This window comes from Streptomyces oryzae, from assembly GCF_017676365.1.
Classification (GTDB): domain Bacteria; phylum Actinomycetota; class Actinomycetes; order Streptomycetales; family Streptomycetaceae; genus Streptomyces; species Streptomyces oryzae.
This window is the reverse complement of the sequence record NZ_JADKMA010000050.1, coordinates 1-18,814: the sequence shown is the minus strand read 5'-3', so window position 1 is coordinate 18,814 and position 18,814 is coordinate 1. Positions and strand designations below refer to the sequence as shown.

The window sequence follows — 18,814 nt, the reverse complement described above, 5'->3', positions numbered from 1 at the left end:
CCTACTGACTACAACCGACGGAAGGGGCCCTCGGAATTCGCAACAAACGTCGGGCTCTGGCGGGGGCCTGTCGGGGCACGATGGTCTGTGTCGGCAGCCTTGGCGGTAGAGAGGGTGTGGTGATGGCTGAACACGGCTGGGAACGGTTTCGCCGCTTCCTCACCTGGTACGACCTGGTCGACGTCGATGTTGTCACTCAGGCGAAGGTCACAGACCGAGGACTCGTCGAGTGGCGGGACAGTGACGGCACTCGATGGCGCCTGGATCCGGCCACCGGTGAGCGCGGCAGCTCTACTGCGGAAGCTGAGCCGTCGGGCCGGCCCGATGACCCGTGGGGGCCTCGTCGGATACGCCCCGCCGAAGCGGAGGGCTCACCTGACATCTGGGAGGTGCTGTCCCCGGACGGCACGAGTGTGCTCACAGAGACGGAACACGACTTGGCGCTCCGCGACGTGAACACCGGCGCCGTCCGCGTACTCACCCGCAGCGGCAGCGCGCTGCGTCCGTGGCGCGCCAACGCGCAGGTACTGTCCCTGGCGCCGACGCCACCGGTTTTCTCACCCGACGGCACACGCGTGGTGTCTCTGCGGGTCGATCTGACAGGCGTGGATCATTACCCGCTCCTGGACTGGTCGGTCTCTCCGCCGCGTGTCGACATGCGCGCTTACCCGGTCGAGGCAGGCTCCGGCATGCCCGATTCACGTCTTGCCTTCGTGTCCGTCGTGAACGGCGAGGTCACGTGGAGCGAGCCCATGCACCGCGCCCAGTTCATCCCGGGGCGGTGGGTGGGAGACACTGCCTTCCTCGGCATAACCTGCAGCCCGGACGGCGTCCTGTCGCTCCTCCGGGTCGACGCGGCTACCGGGGCCGCGAAGGTACTCGCCCGAGAACGGATCATCGCGCTGCACTGCTATCTGCCCGCGGCGCTGAGCGCCGTTATGACGGAAATTCCCGGATTCGACGGGTATGGCTGGACATCTGACCGGGACGGCGCGCTCCGGCTGTATCTGGTGCCTGCCGACGGCGGTGATCCGGTGCCCGTGACCCCACCCGGGGCGGAGGTGGCACACATCGTCGGGCCGACCGCGGACGGCGGGATCCTGCTGCTCGCGCGCACCGATCTCGACCATCCGTACGACCTGCGTGTCTGTCGCACCGACGCACAGGGTGGATTCGAGATCCTGACCGAACTTCCCGGGACGCACGACGCCGCACTGCTCGGCGACGGATCGTTCTTCATCGACACCCACTCCAGCAGGGAACGCCCGCCGCGAGCCGACCTCCGCCGCTGCGGCGGTGCGCATGTCGCCGTGCTGGGCGCGGCCGACGTCGGCGCGGTGACCAGTCTGTGCCGCGGTGCGGCGGAGACCTTCACCGTGAAGGCCGACGACGGGGTTACGGACCTCCACGGCGTGCTTTACCTGCCGCCCGGATTCAGCCCGGACCGCAGCTACCCGGTCATCGATTCCATCTACGCGGGGCCGCAGACCGTCGCGCAGCCCAACCGGTTCGTCGGCCCCAAGCGGCAGAGCCGATCGGCCTGGACCCATCCGGCCCTCTTGGCGGAAGCGTTCGCCCAACTCGGTTTCATCGGCGTCGTGCTCGACGCCAGAGGCACACCCGGGCGGGGGCGCGAGTTCCAGGAAGCCGCCGCCCACGGGTTCGGCACGGTCGCGGTGCGCGACCATACGGCAGCGATCGCCTCGCTGGCCGCCGCGCGACCATGGCTCGACAAGACCCGATGCGGGGCCATCGGGCTGTCCTTCGGCGGTTATTTCGCGGCGCGGTGTGGCCTTCTCGCGCCGGAGACGTTCCGCGCGTTCGTCGCGGCGGCAGGCCCGTACGACTTCGGAACGATGATGCCCGGGTGGTTCCAAAGCCTGCTCGGGACGTCGTTCCCGGACGACCCGCAAGCCTTCGCCGATGCCGGCCTTGTGGCACACGCAGCCGAAATCCGCTCCGAGGTGATGCTGGTACACGGAACTCACGACACCAACGTTCCACTGCAGCAGACCATGAAGCTCTCCGATGCTCTGGCAAGAGCGGGGAAACAGCACGAACTAGTGATTCTGCAGGGTGCGACGCATCAAATCGCAGGTACTCACCAAGTCTTCTCGCTGGAGACGGCGGCTCGGTTCTTCCTTCGGAATCTCGCGCCGTCCGGGCCATGAGTGACCCCACAACCACATCCCACGCATACCGAGCAAACTCTCCAGGGAAGGCACCGACTCGTGCGGCTTGACCATCATGAACTCGTCATCGATGTGGGTCATGGCGTCCGTATCGCCGCACGTGACCATTCCTCCGACGGCGCGCCCATCGTTCTGCTGCACGGAGCCGGGGAAAACCTCGCCATCTGGGATCACGTGACCGAATTGCTGGCTCCCCGCTACCGTGTGATCGCGCTCGACTTCATCGGACACGGTGCGTCCAGTCCAGGGAAGGAGTTCACGATCGAGGCCGACCTGGCGGCGTTCGAACACGTCGTCAGGGAGATGAAGCTGTCCAGGGCGGCCGTCCTCGGCCATTCCTACGGCGGAATGCTCGCCGTGCGCTACGCGGTCGACCACCCGGAGTGTCCGATCGTCATCAATGTAGACGGCCACGGCAACGGACGGGCCGAGCACTACGCGGGGAGGTCGCCCGGTGACGTACGAAAGTTCTGGTCCAGGCAGGACGCGGCCATGGTCGCCGCGCTCGCTGGTCCGGACGTCGGTTCCGAGGGCTTCCGCGAGGCGCATCTGGCACGTATGCGGGCCTTCGCTGAGATGCAGGACGTAACTCCCGAAGCGGTATCCGGGATGGGTGAGCGGTCACTTCGGCCGTTTGGCACCTCCGGACGCTGGATCCGAAATCCAGGAGGCGCGTTCATGGTGGGCATGGTGCGCCAACTCGCGGACTGGGACGTCTTCGGCCTGTATTCCCAGGCGGCGTGCCCGGTGGCGCTGATACTGGCGATGAATCCACCGAAGATCGGTGCGGACGCGGATTTCATCCGTGCGCACAGAACCGGGCTCTCCGACGCGTTCGCAGAACTGGCGGCCGGCAATCCTCAGCTGAGGCTGGTACGAAGCATCGCAGGACACCTGCTGCCCCTTCAGTATCCCCGCCGACTCGCCACGCTCGTCGAGCATCTCTATCCGGCGCGATGAAGTGATGAGGTCGCGACCTGCTCTATCGAAGAGGACTCACTGTGAGTAGTTACTGGCTACGGCCTCATGCCTCCACGCGGCCCGCCATGGAGAGGACCATGGCCCCCGAGCCGCGAAGCTTCCATGCACGCATACCCGGCTACCGGCCCACGCCGCTGCTGCCACTCGACGCCGTCGCCAGCGAATTCGGCCTGGGCTCGGTCTGGATGAAGTACGAGCACGACCGGTTCGGGCTGCCCGCTTTCAAGGCGCTCGGCGCTCTCTGGGCGGTGTACCGCTGGCTCGACCAGCGTATTCCAGGCGGCCTCGACGCTCGCTGGACGAGCTTCGAGGATTTGCGGGCCCTCACACCGGAAGCCGGGCCTCTCACCCTCGTCGCGGCGACCGACGGCAACCACGGCCGTGCCGTGGCACGTGTGGCCGCGCTGTTCGGGTTCCAGGCGCACATTCTGGTGCCCGCCGGAACGGCGGCGAGCCGGATGGCCGCCATCGCGGCGGAAGGCGCCCGTGTCGAGGAGGTCGACGCCGAGTACGACGCCGTGGTCAGGCGCGCCGCCGCACTCGCGGACAGCACGCACCTGGTGGTCTCGGACACGTCCTGGGACGGATACGTGGACATACCCAGGTTCGTCGCCGAGGGCTACGCGACCTTGTTCGCCGAGATAGACGATGTGTTGCTCGACCGCTCGGCGCCCCGGCCCGACATGGTCGTCGTGCCGGTCGGGGTCGGTGCCTTGGCGCAGGCCGCAATCACGCACTACGGCGCGGCCGGTACGGCCGTCGTATCGGTGGAGCCCTCGGACGCCGCCTGCGTACTGGCGTCCCTGCGGGCCGACGAGCGGACGACCGTGCGCGGCCCCCACCGGTCCATGATGGCCGGGCTGAACTGCGGCACACCGTCGAAGGTGGCCTGGCCCGCCATGCGTGACGGGCTGGCCGCGGCCCTCGCGATCGACGACGACCACGCTGTTCGCGCCATGCGCATGCTGGCCGACCAGGGCATCGAAGTGGGAGAGACCGGAGCGGCGTCGCTGGCGGGGCTGATCGCCCTTGCCGGACGGGAGCTTCGACCGCTGCGTGAGGCGCTCCCCTGGTCGCCGACCTCCTCCGTCGTGCTCCTGGCGACGGAGGGCATCACCGACCCCCTCAACTACGCGCGAATGGTGGCCCGTTGAGTCACCAGGTCCTGGGCGGTGTTGACGCGGGCGATGAGTGCGCGGTTGGCGACGTGTTGTCGAGCGGCATTGAAATGCCCCTGTTGACGTTGTTGGGTGCGATCTCCAGGTCCATCGCCTCGCAGACCGCCCGCGCCCGCAGCGGGGCGTCGGCTGCGGCGAACACCGCCATGATCTGCTGGTAAGCCGGATGATCCGGCAGCTTCACGGGCGGTGGTGTCCCGGTGCCCCCGGTCGTACAACGGCGCCCGCTCCCGGCACACTCCTCATCTCGGCCTGCGCTGCCACCGCCGGTCCGGCCGCACCGAGACGACCTTCACGGGTTCCACCGGGTGAACATAGACCTCCTCGACCACCGTCCGCTCGACGACCTCGGCCGCCCGAGCACATACGGTGCCCAATGACACGCCGCACTCCCGTCCGTAGCTTCCTGTTCTTGGCGATCCAGAAACTACGGGGGTGCGGCGTTCGTCGTCTCATGACACGAGCCAGCCCACGCATATGGGCGAAGAGCCTGACACCCGACCTCGGTCGCGGCAGGTCCGGTTCCAGTTAATCTCGGGCTAATCAGGAGGCTGATCCACTGGACTCCGCCGAGGCAGGGAGCCTCGGTGAGGAGGTGGGACCGTGAGGATCCGTTACGTGGCAGTGATGGCTGTCATCCCGATCGCGCTGTCGCTGTCCGCGTGCAGCAGCAACAGCGGGGATGGCGGCGTGGCTAGCGCCGACAAGGGGAAAGACTCCGCCGGGGCCGCAAAGCCCGGCAAGTCGGGGGACGCCCGGGAGGCGCAGCTCAAGTACGCGCAGTGCATGCGCAAGAACGGCGTCGACGTCAAGGACCCCGAGCCGGGCCAGCCGCTCCGGGTCACCGGCAGTGGCGGCCCCGGCAAGAACAAGTTGGAGGAGGCGGCGAAGAAGTGCCAGAAGTACATGCAGGACGCCGCGCCATCTGATGCCGACGCGAATGACAGCAAGGCCCACGACCAGATGGTCAAGTTCGCGCAGTGCATGCGCAAGAACGGCGTCAACATTCCCGACCCTAACCCCGGCGAGGGTCTGAAGATGCAGGTTCCCGAGGGCTCCCAGGCGAAGGCCAAGAAGGCTCAAAAGACGTGCCAGAAGTATCTGCCCGGTTCGATGCAGATGGGGCCTTCATGAGCACCTCGGACACCACCCATGAGTCGTCCCCGAACGGCACGGAGAGCTCCGGACCGGAGGATCCCGGGCGGCGGCGCAGGAGCGGCCGCGTCGTCCTGATCGCGGTCATGCTGGTCGTCGCCGTGGCCGGCGCGGCGACCGCCGCCCTGACCTTGCAGAAGGACGGCGCGTCGACAGACCACGCTGAGGAGACGGCCACCGCGACGGCACCGGTCACCCGGGGAGACGTCGTCGAGACGGAGTCCGTCGACGGGAAGCTGACCTACGCCGGTGAGCAGTCGATCTCGGCGACCGCGAACGGGGTCGTCACCTGGGTCCCGTCCGAGGGCACAACTATCACCCGCGGCAAGTCTCTGTTCAAGATCGACAACAAGCCGGTCACCCTCATGTACGGATCCCTGCCGCTCTACCGGACCTTGAAAGAGGGCGTCAAAGGCGCCGACGTGAAGGCGCTGGAGACCAACCTCAAGGTCCTCGGTTATGGCGATGCCCTCACGGTCGACAAGGAGTTCACCTCCACGACAGCCGACGCTGTCAAGGAGTGGCAGCAGGACGTGGGACTGAAGGAGACGGGTACCGTCGACGCCTCCCAGGTGGTGTTCGAGTCCGGGCCGCTGCGGGTCAGCGAGGTGGCTGTGGACAAGGGCGGCAGGGTCGGCGTCGGCGCGAAGGCTCTGACGGTGACCGGTACCGAGCCGACCGTCCACGTCGATCTGGACCCCGCCAAGCAGAACACGGCCAAAAAAGGCGCCACGGTCGGCGTCACTCTGCCCGACGGCAAAGAGGTCAAGGGAAAGATCACGTTGGTGGGCAAGGTAGCCAAGGCCGGCAAGGAGAAGGGCAAGTCAACCATCGACGTCGACATCAAGCTGTCCACCAAGAAGAGCGGCAGCATCGACCAGGCACCGGTCACCGTCAAGCTGGAGAGCGAGCGTGCCAAGGACGTGCTGTCCGTACCCATCGAGGCGCTGCTCGCGCTGCGCGAGGGCGGCTTCGGAGTGGAGGTCGTCAAGGGCACACGGAAGGACGTCGTGCCCGTGAAGACCGGCACTTATGGCGGCGGACGGGTTGAGATCTCCGGCTCCGGCATCAGCGAAGGGACGAAGGTCGGGGTGCCCAGCTCATGAACATTGTCGAGCTGACCGGCGTGACCAAGGCGTACCCGGGCGGCGTCAAGGCACTGCGCGGGGTGGACCTGGTGATCGAACCGGGTGAACTGACCGCCATCGTCGGGCCGTCCGGCTCGGGGAAGAGCACTCTGCTCAACCTGATCGGCACTCTGGACCGTCCGTCCACCGGCCGCGTGGAGATCACCGGGTACGACGTCGCCAAACTGTCGGACCGCGAACTGTCCGCGCTGCGCGCCCGGCACATCGGATTCGTGTTTCAGTCCTTCCATCTCGCCGACGGCGTCAGCGCCCTCGACAACGTGGCCGACGGACTCCTCTACGGTGGGATCTCCCTGTCCAAGCGGCGCAAGCTCGCACGTGCCGCCCTGGAACGGGTCGGCCTGGGCCACCGCCTCGGACACCGCCCGAACCAGCTCTCCGGGGGAGAACGCCAGCGGGTGGCGGTCGCCAGGGCGGTGGCCGGGGAACCCGATCTGCTGCTCGCGGACGAGCCAACCGGGAATCTCGACACCGCTGCCGGCTCGGAAGTGCTGGGCGTATTGAGTGACCTGCACCGCTCCGGAACCACCATCGCGATCATCACGCACGACCAGGACATCGCGCAGTGGGCGCCCCGTCAGGTCCGGGTCCGCGACGGTCACCTCGTCACGGACGGCGGCGCGGGCACCGGACGCAATCAGACCGCGGCATGGGAAGAGGTGTCGGCATGAGCGGCGCGGATCGGGCCGCGTCCGTCGGGTCCAGAGAGTCGCAGCAGCCTGCGCGGCAACTGTCGCCTGCCCGGCTCGGGCTCAGTGACGTCTTCCGGGTGGGCCTGTCCGGGCTGCGGTCGCGGCCCACGAGGGTCGTGCTATCGGCCCTCGGCATCGCCATCGGCATTGCCACCATGGTGGCCGTCATCGGAATCTCCTCGTCCAGCAAGGAGCAGTTGCTGCGTCAGCTCGACTCGCTGGGCACCAACATGCTGACGGTGCAGCCGGGCCAGACCATCTTCGGCGGAGACGCCAAGCTGCCGGAGACGTCAGTCGCGATGACCAAGCGGATTGGTCCGGTCACGACCGCGTCAGCGACGGGCAAGACCGACACCACCGTACGGCGCAACAGCCTGATCCCCAAGGAGGTCACACAGGGCATCGCGGTCCAGGCCACGACCCCCGAGCTGCTCAAGACGCTCGACGGGTCGGTCAGCAAGGGCGCCTGGCTGAACCACTCGACCGCCAACTATCCGGCGACTGTGCTGGGTTCTGAGGCGGCCAAGCGGCTCGGTCTTCGCCGCGTGGGCGACCAGGTGTGGATAGCCAACCGCTGGTTCACCGTGGTAGGGGTTCTCAAGACACTGCCGCTGGCACCAGAGATTGACCGCTCGGCCCTGGTCGGTTGGGACGCCGCCAAGAAGTACCTGGACTTCGACGCCCATCCCACGAAGATCTACGAGCGATCCAGCGACGCCTCGGTGGAAGAGGTCCGAAACGCCCTGCCCCGCACCGTCAGTCCCGAGAAACCCGAAGAGGTGAAGGTCAGCCGGCCCTCTGACGCGCTGTCGGCCAAGGCCGCCGCCGCCGGAACCTTTACCAGCCTGCTGCTCGGACTTGGCGCGGTGGCGCTGCTCGTCGGCGGCGTCGGGGTCGCCAACACCATGGTGATCTCGGTACTGGAACGGCGCCGCGAGATTGGCCTGCGCCGCTCGCTCGGCGCCACACGCGGGCAGGTGCGCACCCAGTTCCTCGTCGAGTCGCTGCTGCTGTCACTACTCGGTGGTGTCGTCGGAGCGGTTCTGGGCTCGATCGCCACCATGGTGTTCGCGCTCTACCGGGACTGGCCGCCGGTCGTACCGCCGTGGGCCCTGAGCGGAGCCATCGGCGCGACGCTGGCCATTGGCAGCATCGCCGGCATCTACCCGGCGATGCGGGCGGCCCGGCTCTCCCCGACAGTGGCCCTCGCCACCGCCTGACCACTTCCTCTGGCAGTGGCGTCTCCCCCTGCTGCTGCCAGGAGAGGCCTCCCGCGGCCATCCGATCGCATCGGTTGGCCGCGGGAGGCTCATCCTTGTCACGGTCAGCTGTTCACGGCCGATTCCGCCAGGTCCCTGCGGCCGAGGTCCTCCTCCGTGGCACGCTCGATGTGTTTTCATGGGCGGGACGCGGCAGTGAGACTTGCGAGGTCGCCACAGTTACAGGATGAGCCAACGCCCTCAGCTCGCGCAGGTCCATGTCGATGCCGGTGAACCCAAGGAGCAGCAGTACGGAGACATGGCCCAGGGGTGTCGAGCAGATGCGCCTGGTCTGGCGAGAACGGCATCAGCCATCCCGCTGCGTGCGGCGCGAGCAGGCCGAAGAGCGAGAATCCGAGGAGCACGCTGACGCTCAGCTCGCCGACGATCACCGGGTAGGGCGCCGGGTACCGAGGGCGCATGGAACGCGTTCCGTGCGCTCATCACCTCTGAACGGGCCTTCCTCATCCTTGACCGCCCTTTGGTTTTCGAGCGGCCGGCAGTAGGCGTCACTTCAGGCGCTTGGTCGTGGGGCGGCCGTCCCAGCGGTAGAGCGGGGTCGCGCGGCGGATCAGCATACGCAGCGTGACGATCGCGGCGGACAGGTAGAGGTGGACGTCCACGATGCGGCTGCGTTTCTCGGTGCAGCGCCGCGGCTTGCCGAAGCCGTTCCTCCACGCGTGACCGCGTTCGACCACCCAGCGCTTGCCGGCCTGGATCGGGGCGGGTAGGCCCTTGGGGGCAATCTCGCCGGTGAAGCCGAGTTCCGCCAGGGCGGTGCGGGTCTTGTCGCTGTCGTAGCCATGATGCAGGTTCACGTTGACCTGCTTGGGCAGCTCGCCGACCTGTTCCTTTGCGGCTTGCAGGGTGGGCACGAGCAGCGGAGAGTCGTGGCGGTTGGCTCCGGCCCCCACGATGCCGAGCGGGATGCCGCGCGCCTCGGTGGCCACCGGGCGCTTCAGGTCCTGCTTGCCCGGTCCACCGGCGAGCGCCCGGCGGCCTCTCCGCCGCAGGGGGCCTTGGTCATGCGGCCGTCCACGGACAGCTCGCCCGGCTCCAGGCCGATCATGCGGTCGTACGCTTCCAGAGCGAGCGCGTGGATTTTCTCGGCCATGCCCGGCTGCGACTGAGACCGGTAGTTGACGCGGCGTCGGATGGTGCGGTCCGGGCAGCCGGGGCCGACGATCCATTCGTCACCGGAGCCGTGCACCAGCGCGGCAATCAGGTACCAGAAGACGATCCGGTCGCGGATGCGCGGGTTGTGACAGCCCAGCGGGTGGGTGTCGACGTGCTCGGGCAGCAGCACCGCGAACTGGTCCCAAAGGGGTCCGAGCAGGCTGGACGGCAGGACGGGCACGCGATCTCCGGGAGAGAACGTCCACGGTCGTGCAGTGGCGCCATTGGCGCCACTGGGCTTTTGCTGTCGACCTTTCGGTGGGATCCGCTGTCGCAGCGGGGCTGCGGGAGACGGGATCAGCGCGGGTGGAGCTGTCCGGTGGTGGGGGTGTCGAGGACGAAGATGTGGCCGATGTCCGCGTCCGGGTAGCCGTAGTCGATGTTCTTCACCCGAAGTTGCCGCGGGGTGGCCTCGACGATCTGAACGGCGATGGGATCCGGGTGGCCGGGCAGGGACAGCAGCCAGTCCTGGGCTAGGTAGTCCAGTCCGGCGCGGTCCAGGCACTGGCGGGCGTGGTCCTCGCTGCCTGGTCCGCTCAGCGGGTGACCGAAGAGGGTGACCGGGACAAACTGGCCCAGGTCGTCTTCAACGGGGCACAGATAGCCGAGGAGTTCGTTGTCCTCACGGCGGTGGTGGTGGGGCCAGTGGGCGGGGATCACAGAGAGCACTCCAGGGGCGGGGCGGTGCCGCACTGTATGGAAGGCACCGCCGGAGATGGGAGCGGATACAAGGCGTGGAACGGGGTGGAAGGCGCCTGGTCGCTGGGGTCTGCAGCCCCCAGCAACCAGGCGACTGGTCAGCTCAGCCGGGCGTCGGCGTAGGCGACCATGGCGTCCCGCTGGTATTCGGCCAGCCCGGCAGCGACCTGGTCGTAGGCCGCGCGCCACTGCGCGTCGTCGACATAGTTCTGCCCCAGGGCCTTGAACGCGGCCGCGTCCGGGGTCCACATCCGGCAGATGCCCTGGTAATGGGCATCGACCTCGGCCTGCACTGCGGGGTCGGCCACCGGCGTGGCGGCCTGCATGAACTCGGCCATACGGACCATGGCCGCGGTCGCCTCACCCTGCAGCCGCTCCATCTCCGCCTCGGTGAGCGTGGCGGCGAACTGCGCTGACTGCTGCGCCTGGTCGGACCACTGCGCGCGGGCGGGCGACTCGTATCGGGCGGTGTCAAAGCCAGTGAACAAGTTCTCCGGCCTGCTGATCTTTCCCATGTCGGGTGTCTCCTCGTCCTCCTCCAGTTCGGCGATGGTGCGGGCGACCGTGCGGGCGAGCACGTCGAGGCGGTCCCGCTCGGCCAGCAACCTGCGCTGGTGCTCGCGCAGCGCGGCCACCTGGTCAACTTGACGCTCCAAGACCGCCGCGATCTCCCGCAGGCCCAGGCCCAGTTCCCGCATCAGCAGGATCTGCTGCAGCCGCAGCAGTCCAGCCTGCTCGTAATAGCGGTGGCCGTTGCTGCCGATGTACGCGGGAGCAAGCAACCCGATCTCGTCGTAGTGACGCAGGGTCCGGGACGTCACCCCGGACATCCGGGCCACGTCCGCAATCGACCAGGCCATGGCCCCACCCTTCCTCGCCGGGCCGGTCCGTCCGGCCACACAAGCGACCGTAGGAGTTGACGCAACGGAAAGCGCAAGCCGACCGGACACACCCTTACCCATTACGTTCAGTAACCGAATCCGTCGACGTACCCGCCGCTCACACACACCAGACGATCACCGGCAGGTCCGCCACGAACCACCTACTGCCTGGCGCTCTTATTGGAACTTAATCTCCTTTGGGCGACCATGAGCTCGGAACAGTGACCTGGGGAGAGACATGCGCGTGCTTGTCGTCGAGGACGAGGAAATCCTCGCGGAGACCATCACCGAGGGGCTGCGGGACCAGGCCATTGCCGTAGACAGCGTCTACGACGGAGCGGAGGCCCTGTACCGCACCAGCTACACGGACTACGACGTGATCATCCTGGATCGCGACCTGCCCGAGGTGCACGGCGACGAGGTGTGCCGTCAGCTTGTGGCGAAGCGCAGCAGCAGCCGGATCATCATGCTCACGGCGGCCGACGACGTGACCGAGAAAATTGACGGCCTCGCGCTCGGCGCCGACGATTACCTGGCCAAGCCGTTCCTGTTCGGCGAGCTGGTAGCCCGGGTCCGGGCACTGGCCCGCCGCTCGGCGCCGCCGCTGCCACCCATCCTGGAACGCGCGGGCATCCGACTCGACCCGCAGCGTCGCACTGTCGAGCGCGACGGACGGCCGGTCGTCCTCAGGAAGAAGGAGTTCTCGTTGCTGGAGGAGCTGATGCGGGCCGATGGACGGGTGGTCAGTGTCGAGCAACTTCTCGACAGGGCGTGGGACGAGAACATCGATCCCTTCAGCAATGTGGTGCGGGTGGCCATGGTGGCACTGCGCAAGAAGCTGGGCGAACCGCGAATCATCGAGACCATCACCGGCGTGGGATACCGGCTGTGACGAGCACGCATATGAGCCTGAGGACCCGGCTCACCGTAGTCTACGGAGCGCTCTTTCTGGTCACCGGCATCATCTTGGAGGCCGCCACCTACGCGGTCACCGCCCGTGCCGTGAGGACGCAGTTCAAGGTACTGGTCACCAAACCGTCCCCCGAGGAGATCCCTGGATCGACACGGATCACCTCCCAGAACGACATGGCCGAACAGATCGCCAAACAGCAGCAGGCGATCCTGGACCAGACGGTGCAAAGCGCGGTGCTTACGCTACTGGCTTTGACAGTCCTGTCGGTGCTGCTCGGCTACCTGGTATCGGGGTGGATGGTGCGGCCCCTGCAGCAAATGACCGCCACCGCCCGAAGGCTGTCCGAGAGCACCTTGCACGAGCGGATCGGCCTGACCGGGCCACGCGACGAGATCAAGGAACTCGCAGACACGTTCGACGGCCTCCTTGAGCGGCTCAACCGGGCCTTCAACACCCAGCGCCGGTTCATTGCCAACGCCTCGCACGAACTGCGCACTCCGCTGACGATCAACCGCACGACGATCGATGTGGCCCTGGCCAAGCCGGGCGGGGTGCCCGACGTGATGAAGACCCTCGGCCAGAAGCTGCTGAGCACCATCAGCCGCCACGAGCGGCTGCTCGACGGCCTGCTCCTACTGGCGAGGTCGGAACGCGAGTTGCAGGACCGGTCCCGCGTCGATCTGTCAGCCCTGGTGTCGTCCGCCGTGGACCAGCTCGCAGAGACCGCCCGGCGGGCCGGCGTGACGATCAACCAGGTCCTTCGCCCTGCAGGAGCCGTCGGCGACCCAACGCTGCTCGAGCGCTGCGCGATCAACCTGATCGAGAACGCTGTCAAGTACAACGTTGCGAAGGGACAGATCTGGGTCTGGACGCACGAGTCCGCCGGCTGGACCTATCTCCGGGTCGAGAACACCGGCCCGGAGGTCTCACCAGAACAGACCGAGTCGATCTTCGAGCCGTTCCGCCGGCTGCGGGCCGACCGGGTCGGCTCCGCCAGGGGAGCTGGGCTCGGACTGTCGATCGTACGGGCTGTCATGAATGCCCACGAGGGGACCGTCCAGGCACACCCCAGGCCGACCGGCGGACTCGTCATCACGCTCCAGCTTCCGGCGCCGACCCCTCAGGGCCACAGAGAAATTGTCCGGGCGGCGTCTGATTGATCGTTTGTGCGGGTGTGTTCAGAAGTCGTTGTCTTTCCGGATGTGATCGTTGAGTTTCCGCTGGTCAGGCATGGTCTCGGCGTTACTGGTGCAGGGTTCGGACGTTCGGTTCGTACTCAGTGACGCGGAGGTGCCTGGTGACGTCGGTGATGGGTCTGCTGGAGGAACGGGAGATGGCTGCCCGCGCGCGGGCGGAGGCGCTTCGGGAGGAATCCGAGCGGATTCTCGCCGAACTCGCCGAGGCCGAAGCGGTGTTGGAACGCCGGGTGATCGCGAGGGCGGAGCTGGCCGAGGCCCTGGCCGCACCCGCCCCCGACGTTCCGGAGTCAGCCACCGAGCCCGCGAAGGCGGAGACGGCTCCGGTCGCGGGCTCCGTCGTGCCGCCGTGGCACGAGGGGGTGAGCACGGACGTGCTCGCGGTGGACTACGGGCACATCGTCGAGCTCGTGGCCGACGAGGCGGCCGGCGGTGAAGGGATCTCGGCGAAGGAACTGGCCGTCCGGCTGGGTCTTGAGGCGGTGCCGGCGAAGGTCGAGGGCGTGCGCTCGAAGGCGAAGCGGCTGGCTCAGCGGGGCTGGCTGGAAGCGTTGCCGACCGGGCGGTTCACGCCGCGACCGTCCACTGCGACCGCTCGGCCGTCGGCGTCCGGCGGGCCAGGCGGCGGCTCATGAGCATGGCCTGCGAGAAGTAGATGAACGCCTCGCTGGAGGCGGGCAGCGTCTCGAAGTCCCGCACCAGGCGCCGCGATCGCATCAGCCACCCCAGCGTGCGCTCGACCACCCACCGTCTCGGGAGCACCACGAACCCTTTCATGCCGTCCGAGCGTTTCACGATCTCCAGCGTGAGCCGGAGTTTCTCCCCCGCCCACGTGATCAGGCGCCCGGTATAGCCGCCGTCCGCCCACACCAGCGTGATCTTCCGAAACCGTTCCCGCAGCCGGGGCAGCAGGATCCGGGCGGCCTGCCGGTCGGTGACGTTCCCGGCGGTCACCAGCACCACCAGCAGCAGACCGAGCGTGTGCGTGATGACGTGCCGGCGCCTGCCGTTGATCTCCTTCCCGCCGTCGTAGCCGCGCGTCGCGGCGGGCACCGATGCGGCGCCCTTGACGGACTGCGAGTCGATGACGGCCGCGGTCGGCTCCGCGTCCCGGCCCTCGCTCTGGCGGACCTTGCCGCGCAGCCGGTCGTGGAACTCCTGGACCAGACCCTGGTCGCGCCACCTGCGGAAGTAGGCATACACCCGGGTCCCAGGCGGGGAAGTCGGCGGGCATCGCGCGCCACTTGATCCCGTTGTCGGTGACATAGAAGATCGCGTCCAGCATCTGCCGGTGGCAGTAGCCCTCGGGCTGTCCGCCCCGGCCCTCCAGCCACGCCGGGACCGGCAGCGCGTCGCGCACCACCGCCCACTCCGCGTCCGTCATGTCCGACGGATACCTACGCATCCTGTTCGGACGGTTAGCCGCGTTCCCGAACCGGTGCGCGAGGCAATCACACGACAGAGCAGGCGAGTTGAACCCGAGCGGCGATACCGCATAGAACTGCGACAACAGGGCCTCCTTGCGCACGTGACGGCTTCAGCAACCCTCGCGCTGCACCGGAGGCCCTGCCTTCATGCACGTCACAACCAAGTTCACCCGCCCCAACCCCGGTTTTCGATCACATCACGCACATGATCGATAGGGCTACGGCTTCTGAGCAAGCCGGTCCTCATCGCCCCTGCGAGGGCACCAACCGCGGCGTTCGAGGCGCCGCACCCGTTCGACACGGTGTCCTCATCGCCCCTGCGAGGGGTACCAATGGACACATGCTTTACCTAGCCGCCTCGGAGAGGCTGGTCCTCATCGCCCCTGCGAGGGGTACCGGTACCAACCTGGACGGCCGGGTGTGATTCTCCAAGCCACCAAAGGGAGTGAGTTGGAACGGTCACCGACTGCGGCGTGAACCGGGTAGTCAGTCTCTTCGCTGGTGAGCATACGGGGGCTTCAACTCCCTTCGAGTTGAAGCCCCGACGCCCACTCTGGGCCGTGGGCATGACTAGTCGAAGGCGTGCAACCTGGTAGGTCTCTTCAACTACGACGGAGGCCCCGGACCCATACAGCATCTGCCGTTTCCCATTTGTGGCGTGCCCTGCCGGGGGCACAGCACGAAGGGCCGGCTCAGCGGGGTTACCCGCCGAGCTGGCCCTTCACCGTTTCCGGGGCCGTGCCACACGCGTGCCATTACGTGGTGTTGCCGCGCCCGTCCCGGCTCTCCCGGATCATGGCGCCGAGGCAGCTGGGCCCTTGGAGGACAGCCCATGTGGTGGTCGGGTGGGGAAGGGGCGGGGGCTGACCACGTGTTTCATGACGATGGTCGAGTTCAGGCTCCGTACGCCGGGGAGGCGGATGAGGACGGTTTCGTAGAGATGCTGGTAGGACGGCAGGTCGGCGCTGACCACGCGGATCAGGTAGTCCGGTTCGCCGAACAGCCGCTGGGCCTCGATGACTTCGGGGATGCCGGCGAGCGCGGCGTCGAACTCGTCCACCGCGTCGGGGCGGCTCAGGGTGGCGAAGAGCAGGACCTCGAACCCGTATCCCAGGGTCGCGCCGTCGACGAGAGCGCTGTAGCCGCGGATGGCGCCGTCCGCCTCCAGTTCCCGGACGCGGCGCTGGCACCGGGACACGCTGAGCCGGACCCGGTCGGCCAGCTCCGTGAGGGTGATCCGGCCCTCCGCCTGAAGAATGGCAACAATTTTGCGGCCCACGGCGTCCATGACTCGGATTTTAGCTCTGAGGGTTGTCTCCTCGGCAAAGTTCGCGAACTCTTCGCCGGGCATCATGGCTAGCATCGCGCCATGGCAAGCGAAACCTTCTCCTCCACGACCGACACGACCACCACGGGCCAGTCCACGACCGACACGACCACCACGGCCCAGTCCACGAACGCCACCGCCCAGTCGGGTTCCACCGACGGTTCGCAGAATTCGGTCTTCGACGAGGTCGTCGACCGGAAGCGCTCGAACTCCATGAAGTGGTCCTGGGCCGCGGAACTCCTCGCTCCGGACGAGGCCGCGGCCGACCCGCTCCCGATGTGGGTCGCCGACACCGACTTCAAGGCACCGCAGGCCGTGGTCGACGCCCTTCACGAAGCTGTGGATCATGGCGTCTTCGGATATCCCGGAGGTGCCACCGACAGTTATCTCGACGCCGTGGCCGGCTGGCAGGCCCGGCGGTTCGGCTGGGAGATATCCACGGAGTGGGTGCTCCAGACCGCCGGCATCATCACCACGCTCAAGACCGCGGTGCAGGCGTTCTCGGCGCCGGGCGACTCGGTCCTGATCCAGCCGCCCGTGTACGTGCACTTCCACAACGACGTGCTGCTCAACGGGCGGCACCTTGCCCTCGCTCCCCTGGAACGTACCGAGGACGGCTACCGGTTCGACGCCCGGACCTTCGAAGCCGCCATCCGGCCGGACACCAAGCTGTTCATCCTGAGCCACCCCCACAACCCGACCGGGAACGTCTGGTCCGAGGAGGAGCTGGCGACGATGGGCGAGATCTGCGCCCGGCACGGCGTAATGGTCATCTCCGACGAGATCCACCAGGACCTCGTCCTCAACCCGGCCAAGAAGCACGTCCCGTTCGCCTCCCTCGGCGAGGAGTTCGCGCAGAACAGCATCACCTGCACCGCGCCGAGCAAGACGTTCAACCTCCCGGGGCTGCAGTGCGCGAACGCCTTCGTCCCCAATCGCAGGCTGCGTGAGGAACTGGCCCGGCAGTACGAGCGCAATGTATTCCCCCTGGTCAACGTGGTGGGGATGGTCGCGGCCGAGGCCGCCTACACCCACGGTGAGCCCTGGCTCGAAGAGTTGCTCAGCTATCTGCGTGGCAACCATGCACACTTCGCGGAGGCGGTCAACGGCGCCACCTCCAAGGTGCGGGTGCTGCCTGCCGACTCCCTCTACCTGGCCTGGATGGACTGCCGGGGGCTGGGTATGGATGCTCCCTCACTTGACAAGTTCATGCTCACGGCGGCGCGCCTGTGGCTCGACAAGGGACAGAAGTTCGGCCTGGAGGGACACGGCTACATGCGCGTCAATCTCGGCTGCCCGCGCGCCACGGTCGACGAGGCGATCCGGCGGCTTGTCGCCGCCGTCGAGGGTCTGTGAAACAGGGGGGCACGACATGACCTCCGCCGTCGAGGCCCGCCTGCGGGAGCTCGGCGTGCCGTTGCCGGAACCGGGCCCGGTCCGTCGCGAACTACCTGCCCTATACGCGGTCGGGCAATGTGCCGCGCACCTCGGGCCGGCTGCCGCTGCGGGACGGATTGCTGACCGCCACCGGGCTGCTCGGCCAGGATCTGGACGTCGCCACTGGACAGCTGGCCGCACGGTGGTGCGCGGCGGGCGTCCTGGCCCAGGCGAAGCGGCGCCTTTCGCGTCCCTGGCCCTCCCCTCCCTATACAGCCGACTCCGGGCTGGTGTGCGCCTGAGCCTCCATCGTGGTCAGCCATCTGCGATTCCGCAGGATCAGGATCCGGAACGGCGGGGAGGACCGGATCCGCTACAAGAGCCGTTCTACCCCTACGGCAACTACCTCGCCCTGCTGTTCATCGCCGCGGTCACGGTCTGCATCGCGTACTGCCGGATACGCGCACTTCCCTGCTCGTCTCCGGCGCCTGGGTGTTGGTGGTCTTCATCGCGTCCAAACTCCACACGCGGACGGACAGGAACGAGAGGAGAGGGCGGACCGGAAAAGCAGCCGGTACGTGGATGGCGCCGATCCGGCTACAGGGAGTCGATGACGAGGTAGCCGTCGAGGCGGCGTACGTGGGAGCCGGCGGGGTCCGGCGGGAGCGGGTGTCCCAGGTCGTCCGCGCGGACCTCGCCGATCCACTGATCGTGCTGGTACTCGTGGTTGATGAGGGCGGTGAGCAAGTGGGCCGCGACGATGGTGAGTTGTTCCGGTGCCGTGACGTTCCCGGAGGCGATGGCGCGCATGCGGGCGTGAACGCGCTCGGCGACGGTGTCACGGAAGGCGGTGAGCCGTTCGACGGTGGGGAGGGCGCCACGGAACTGTTCGGGGTTGGCCGAGTCCATCAGTGCGTCGAGGTCCGGGTCCGGGCTGGGCTCGGCGGCGGTGAGGTTGCGGACCATGAAGTGGGCGACGTGGGCCTGGTGGCCCAGGTGCCAGCCGATGGCGCTGGAGTTCTCGTGCGGGCGCCAGGTGACCTCGTCCGGGGTGAGGTCCTTCCACAGTTCGTCGGTGTAGGCGCGGGCGCGGTCGTACTCGCGCAGCAGAGCGTCGATCCGGTGCATGCTGTCACCTTCCTCGGGTGCGGGCGTCGGCGGAGTCACGGGACGGGGACGGTGCGGTCGGGGCAGGGACGGAGGGACGGGAAGG

At 67.7% G+C, this 18,814-nt stretch carries 19 protein-coding genes and 1 pseudogene; 12 read left to right on the top strand and 8 right to left on the bottom strand.

Annotation, left to right across the window (positions count from 1 at the left end):
* Positions 1-122: 122 nt before the first annotated feature.
* The 3 genes from ITI46_RS12340 (at position 123) to ITI46_RS12330 (ending at position 4,327) form a co-directional block, all read left to right on the top strand.
* Entirely contained in the window at positions 123-2,171 is a 2,049-nt protein-coding gene (locus ITI46_RS12340) for a S9 family peptidase (RefSeq protein WP_209239542.1), read from the top strand.
* A gap of 60 nt (positions 2,172-2,231) precedes the next feature.
* Positions 2,232-3,152 carry an alpha/beta fold hydrolase gene (locus ITI46_RS12335; protein WP_209239541.1) on the top strand — a complete coding sequence of 307 codons (921 nt, stop codon included), beginning with the start codon at positions 2,232-2,234 and terminating at the stop codon, positions 3,150-3,152.
* 86 nt (positions 3,153-3,238) lie between these two features.
* On the top strand, positions 3,239-4,327 hold the full coding sequence (locus ITI46_RS12330) for a diaminopropionate ammonia-lyase (RefSeq protein WP_209239540.1): 1,089 nt from the start codon (positions 3,239-3,241) through the stop codon (positions 4,325-4,327).
* Between the two features lies 1 nt (position 4,328).
* Here ITI46_RS12330 and ITI46_RS12325 read toward each other — a convergent pair whose 3' ends face one another.
* A complete protein-coding gene (locus tag ITI46_RS12325) occupies positions 4,329-4,535 on the bottom strand; it encodes a hypothetical protein (RefSeq protein WP_209239560.1) in 207 nt (68 codons plus the stop codon).
* A gap of 58 nt (positions 4,536-4,593) precedes the next feature.
* Entirely contained in the window at positions 4,594-4,734 is a 141-nt protein-coding gene (locus ITI46_RS12320) for a hypothetical protein (RefSeq protein ID WP_209239539.1), read from the bottom strand.
* 220 nt (positions 4,735-4,954) lie between these two features.
* Here ITI46_RS12320 and ITI46_RS12315 point away from each other — a divergent pair, with 220 nt between their 5' ends.
* From ITI46_RS12315 to ITI46_RS12300, 4 genes are read left to right on the top strand one after another with little or no spacing between them, the layout of a single operon-like run.
* On the top strand, positions 4,955-5,485 hold the full coding sequence (locus ITI46_RS12315; RefSeq protein ID WP_209239538.1) for a hypothetical protein: 531 nt from the start codon (positions 4,955-4,957) through the stop codon (positions 5,483-5,485).
* Positions 5,482-6,612 (top strand): peptidoglycan-binding protein, encoded by a 1,131-nt coding sequence (locus ITI46_RS12310; protein ID WP_209239537.1) that lies wholly within the window; start codon positions 5,482-5,484, stop codon positions 6,610-6,612. The genes ITI46_RS12315 and ITI46_RS12310 overlap by 4 nt, the downstream gene beginning before the upstream one ends.
* Positions 6,609-7,325, top strand: a complete 717-nt coding sequence (locus ITI46_RS12305) for an ABC transporter ATP-binding protein (protein ID WP_209239536.1) — start codon at positions 6,609-6,611, stop codon at positions 7,323-7,325. The genes ITI46_RS12310 and ITI46_RS12305 overlap by 4 nt, the downstream gene beginning before the upstream one ends.
* Positions 7,322-8,566: an ABC transporter permease gene (locus ITI46_RS12300; protein ID WP_209239535.1), complete on the top strand. Its 1,245-nt coding sequence runs from the start codon at positions 7,322-7,324 to the stop codon at positions 8,564-8,566. The genes ITI46_RS12305 and ITI46_RS12300 overlap by 4 nt, the downstream gene beginning before the upstream one ends.
* 548 nt (positions 8,567-9,114) lie before the next feature.
* Here ITI46_RS12300 and ITI46_RS12295 read toward each other — a convergent pair.
* The 3 genes and pseudogenes from ITI46_RS12295 to ITI46_RS12285 all read right to left on the bottom strand — a co-directional run bounded on the left by ITI46_RS12295 (position 9,115) and on the right by ITI46_RS12285 (position 11,340).
* A pseudogene (locus ITI46_RS12295) lies at positions 9,115-9,962 on the bottom strand (transposase family protein).
* Between the two features lie 116 nt (positions 9,963-10,078).
* The gene (locus ITI46_RS12290; RefSeq protein WP_209239534.1) at positions 10,079-10,441 is read right to left on the bottom strand and encodes a hypothetical protein; all 363 of its coding nucleotides are present in this window, start codon (positions 10,439-10,441) and stop codon (positions 10,079-10,081) included.
* 137 nt (positions 10,442-10,578) lie between these two features.
* Positions 10,579-11,340, bottom strand: coding sequence for a MerR family transcriptional regulator (locus ITI46_RS12285; RefSeq protein WP_209239533.1), 762 nt, complete (start codon positions 11,338-11,340; stop codon positions 10,579-10,581).
* Positions 11,341-11,599: 259 nt separating this feature from the next.
* Between ITI46_RS12285 and ITI46_RS12280 the strand changes: the two genes are divergently transcribed.
* From ITI46_RS12280 to ITI46_RS12270, 3 genes are all read left to right on the top strand, one after another.
* Positions 11,600-12,253, top strand: coding sequence for a response regulator transcription factor (locus ITI46_RS12280; protein WP_209239532.1), 654 nt, complete (start codon positions 11,600-11,602; stop codon positions 12,251-12,253).
* A complete protein-coding gene (locus ITI46_RS12275; RefSeq protein WP_307808146.1) occupies positions 12,250-13,434 on the top strand; it encodes a sensor histidine kinase in 1,185 nt (394 codons plus the stop codon). The genes ITI46_RS12280 and ITI46_RS12275 overlap by 4 nt, the downstream gene beginning before the upstream one ends.
* Before the next feature lie 137 nt (positions 13,435-13,571).
* The gene (locus tag ITI46_RS12270; RefSeq protein ID WP_307808145.1) at positions 13,572-14,105 is read left to right on the top strand and encodes a hypothetical protein; all 534 of its coding nucleotides are present in this window, start codon (positions 13,572-13,574) and stop codon (positions 14,103-14,105) included.
* On the opposite strand, the gene ITI46_RS12265 is transcribed toward ITI46_RS12270, so the two are convergent.
* Both ITI46_RS12265 and ITI46_RS12260 read right to left on the bottom strand, forming a co-directional pair.
* Positions 14,038-14,875, bottom strand: a protein-coding gene (locus tag ITI46_RS12265; protein ID WP_247745863.1) for an IS5 family transposase whose coding sequence is annotated in 2 segments (ribosomal slippage) — positions 14,038-14,688 and positions 14,690-14,875 — 837 coding nt in all. Because the reading frame shifts where the segments join, the coding sequence is not laid out codon by codon here. The genes ITI46_RS12270 and ITI46_RS12265 overlap by 68 nt on opposite strands.
* An 815-nt stretch (positions 14,876-15,690) precedes the next feature.
* Complete coding sequence (locus ITI46_RS12260) at positions 15,691-16,185, bottom strand: Lrp/AsnC family transcriptional regulator (protein WP_209239531.1); 495 nt, start codon at positions 16,183-16,185, stop codon at positions 15,691-15,693.
* 81 nt (positions 16,186-16,266) lie between these two features.
* On the opposite strand from ITI46_RS12260, the gene ITI46_RS12255 reads away from it, so the two are divergent.
* Together ITI46_RS12255 and ITI46_RS12250 are read left to right on the top strand one after the other, a co-directional pair.
* Entirely contained in the window at positions 16,267-17,580 is a 1,314-nt protein-coding gene (locus ITI46_RS12255) for a MalY/PatB family protein (protein ID WP_209239530.1), read from the top strand.
* A gap of 119 nt (positions 17,581-17,699) precedes the next feature.
* Entirely contained in the window at positions 17,700-17,903 is a 204-nt protein-coding gene (locus ITI46_RS12250) for a RidA family protein (protein WP_372451914.1), read from the top strand.
* Between the two features lie 295 nt (positions 17,904-18,198).
* On the opposite strand, the gene ITI46_RS12245 is transcribed toward ITI46_RS12250, so the two are convergent.
* Positions 18,199-18,729 carry a DinB family protein gene (locus tag ITI46_RS12245; protein WP_209239529.1) on the bottom strand — a complete coding sequence of 177 codons (531 nt, stop codon included), beginning with the start codon at positions 18,727-18,729 and terminating at the stop codon, positions 18,199-18,201.
* Positions 18,730-18,814: the final 85 nt, after the last annotated feature.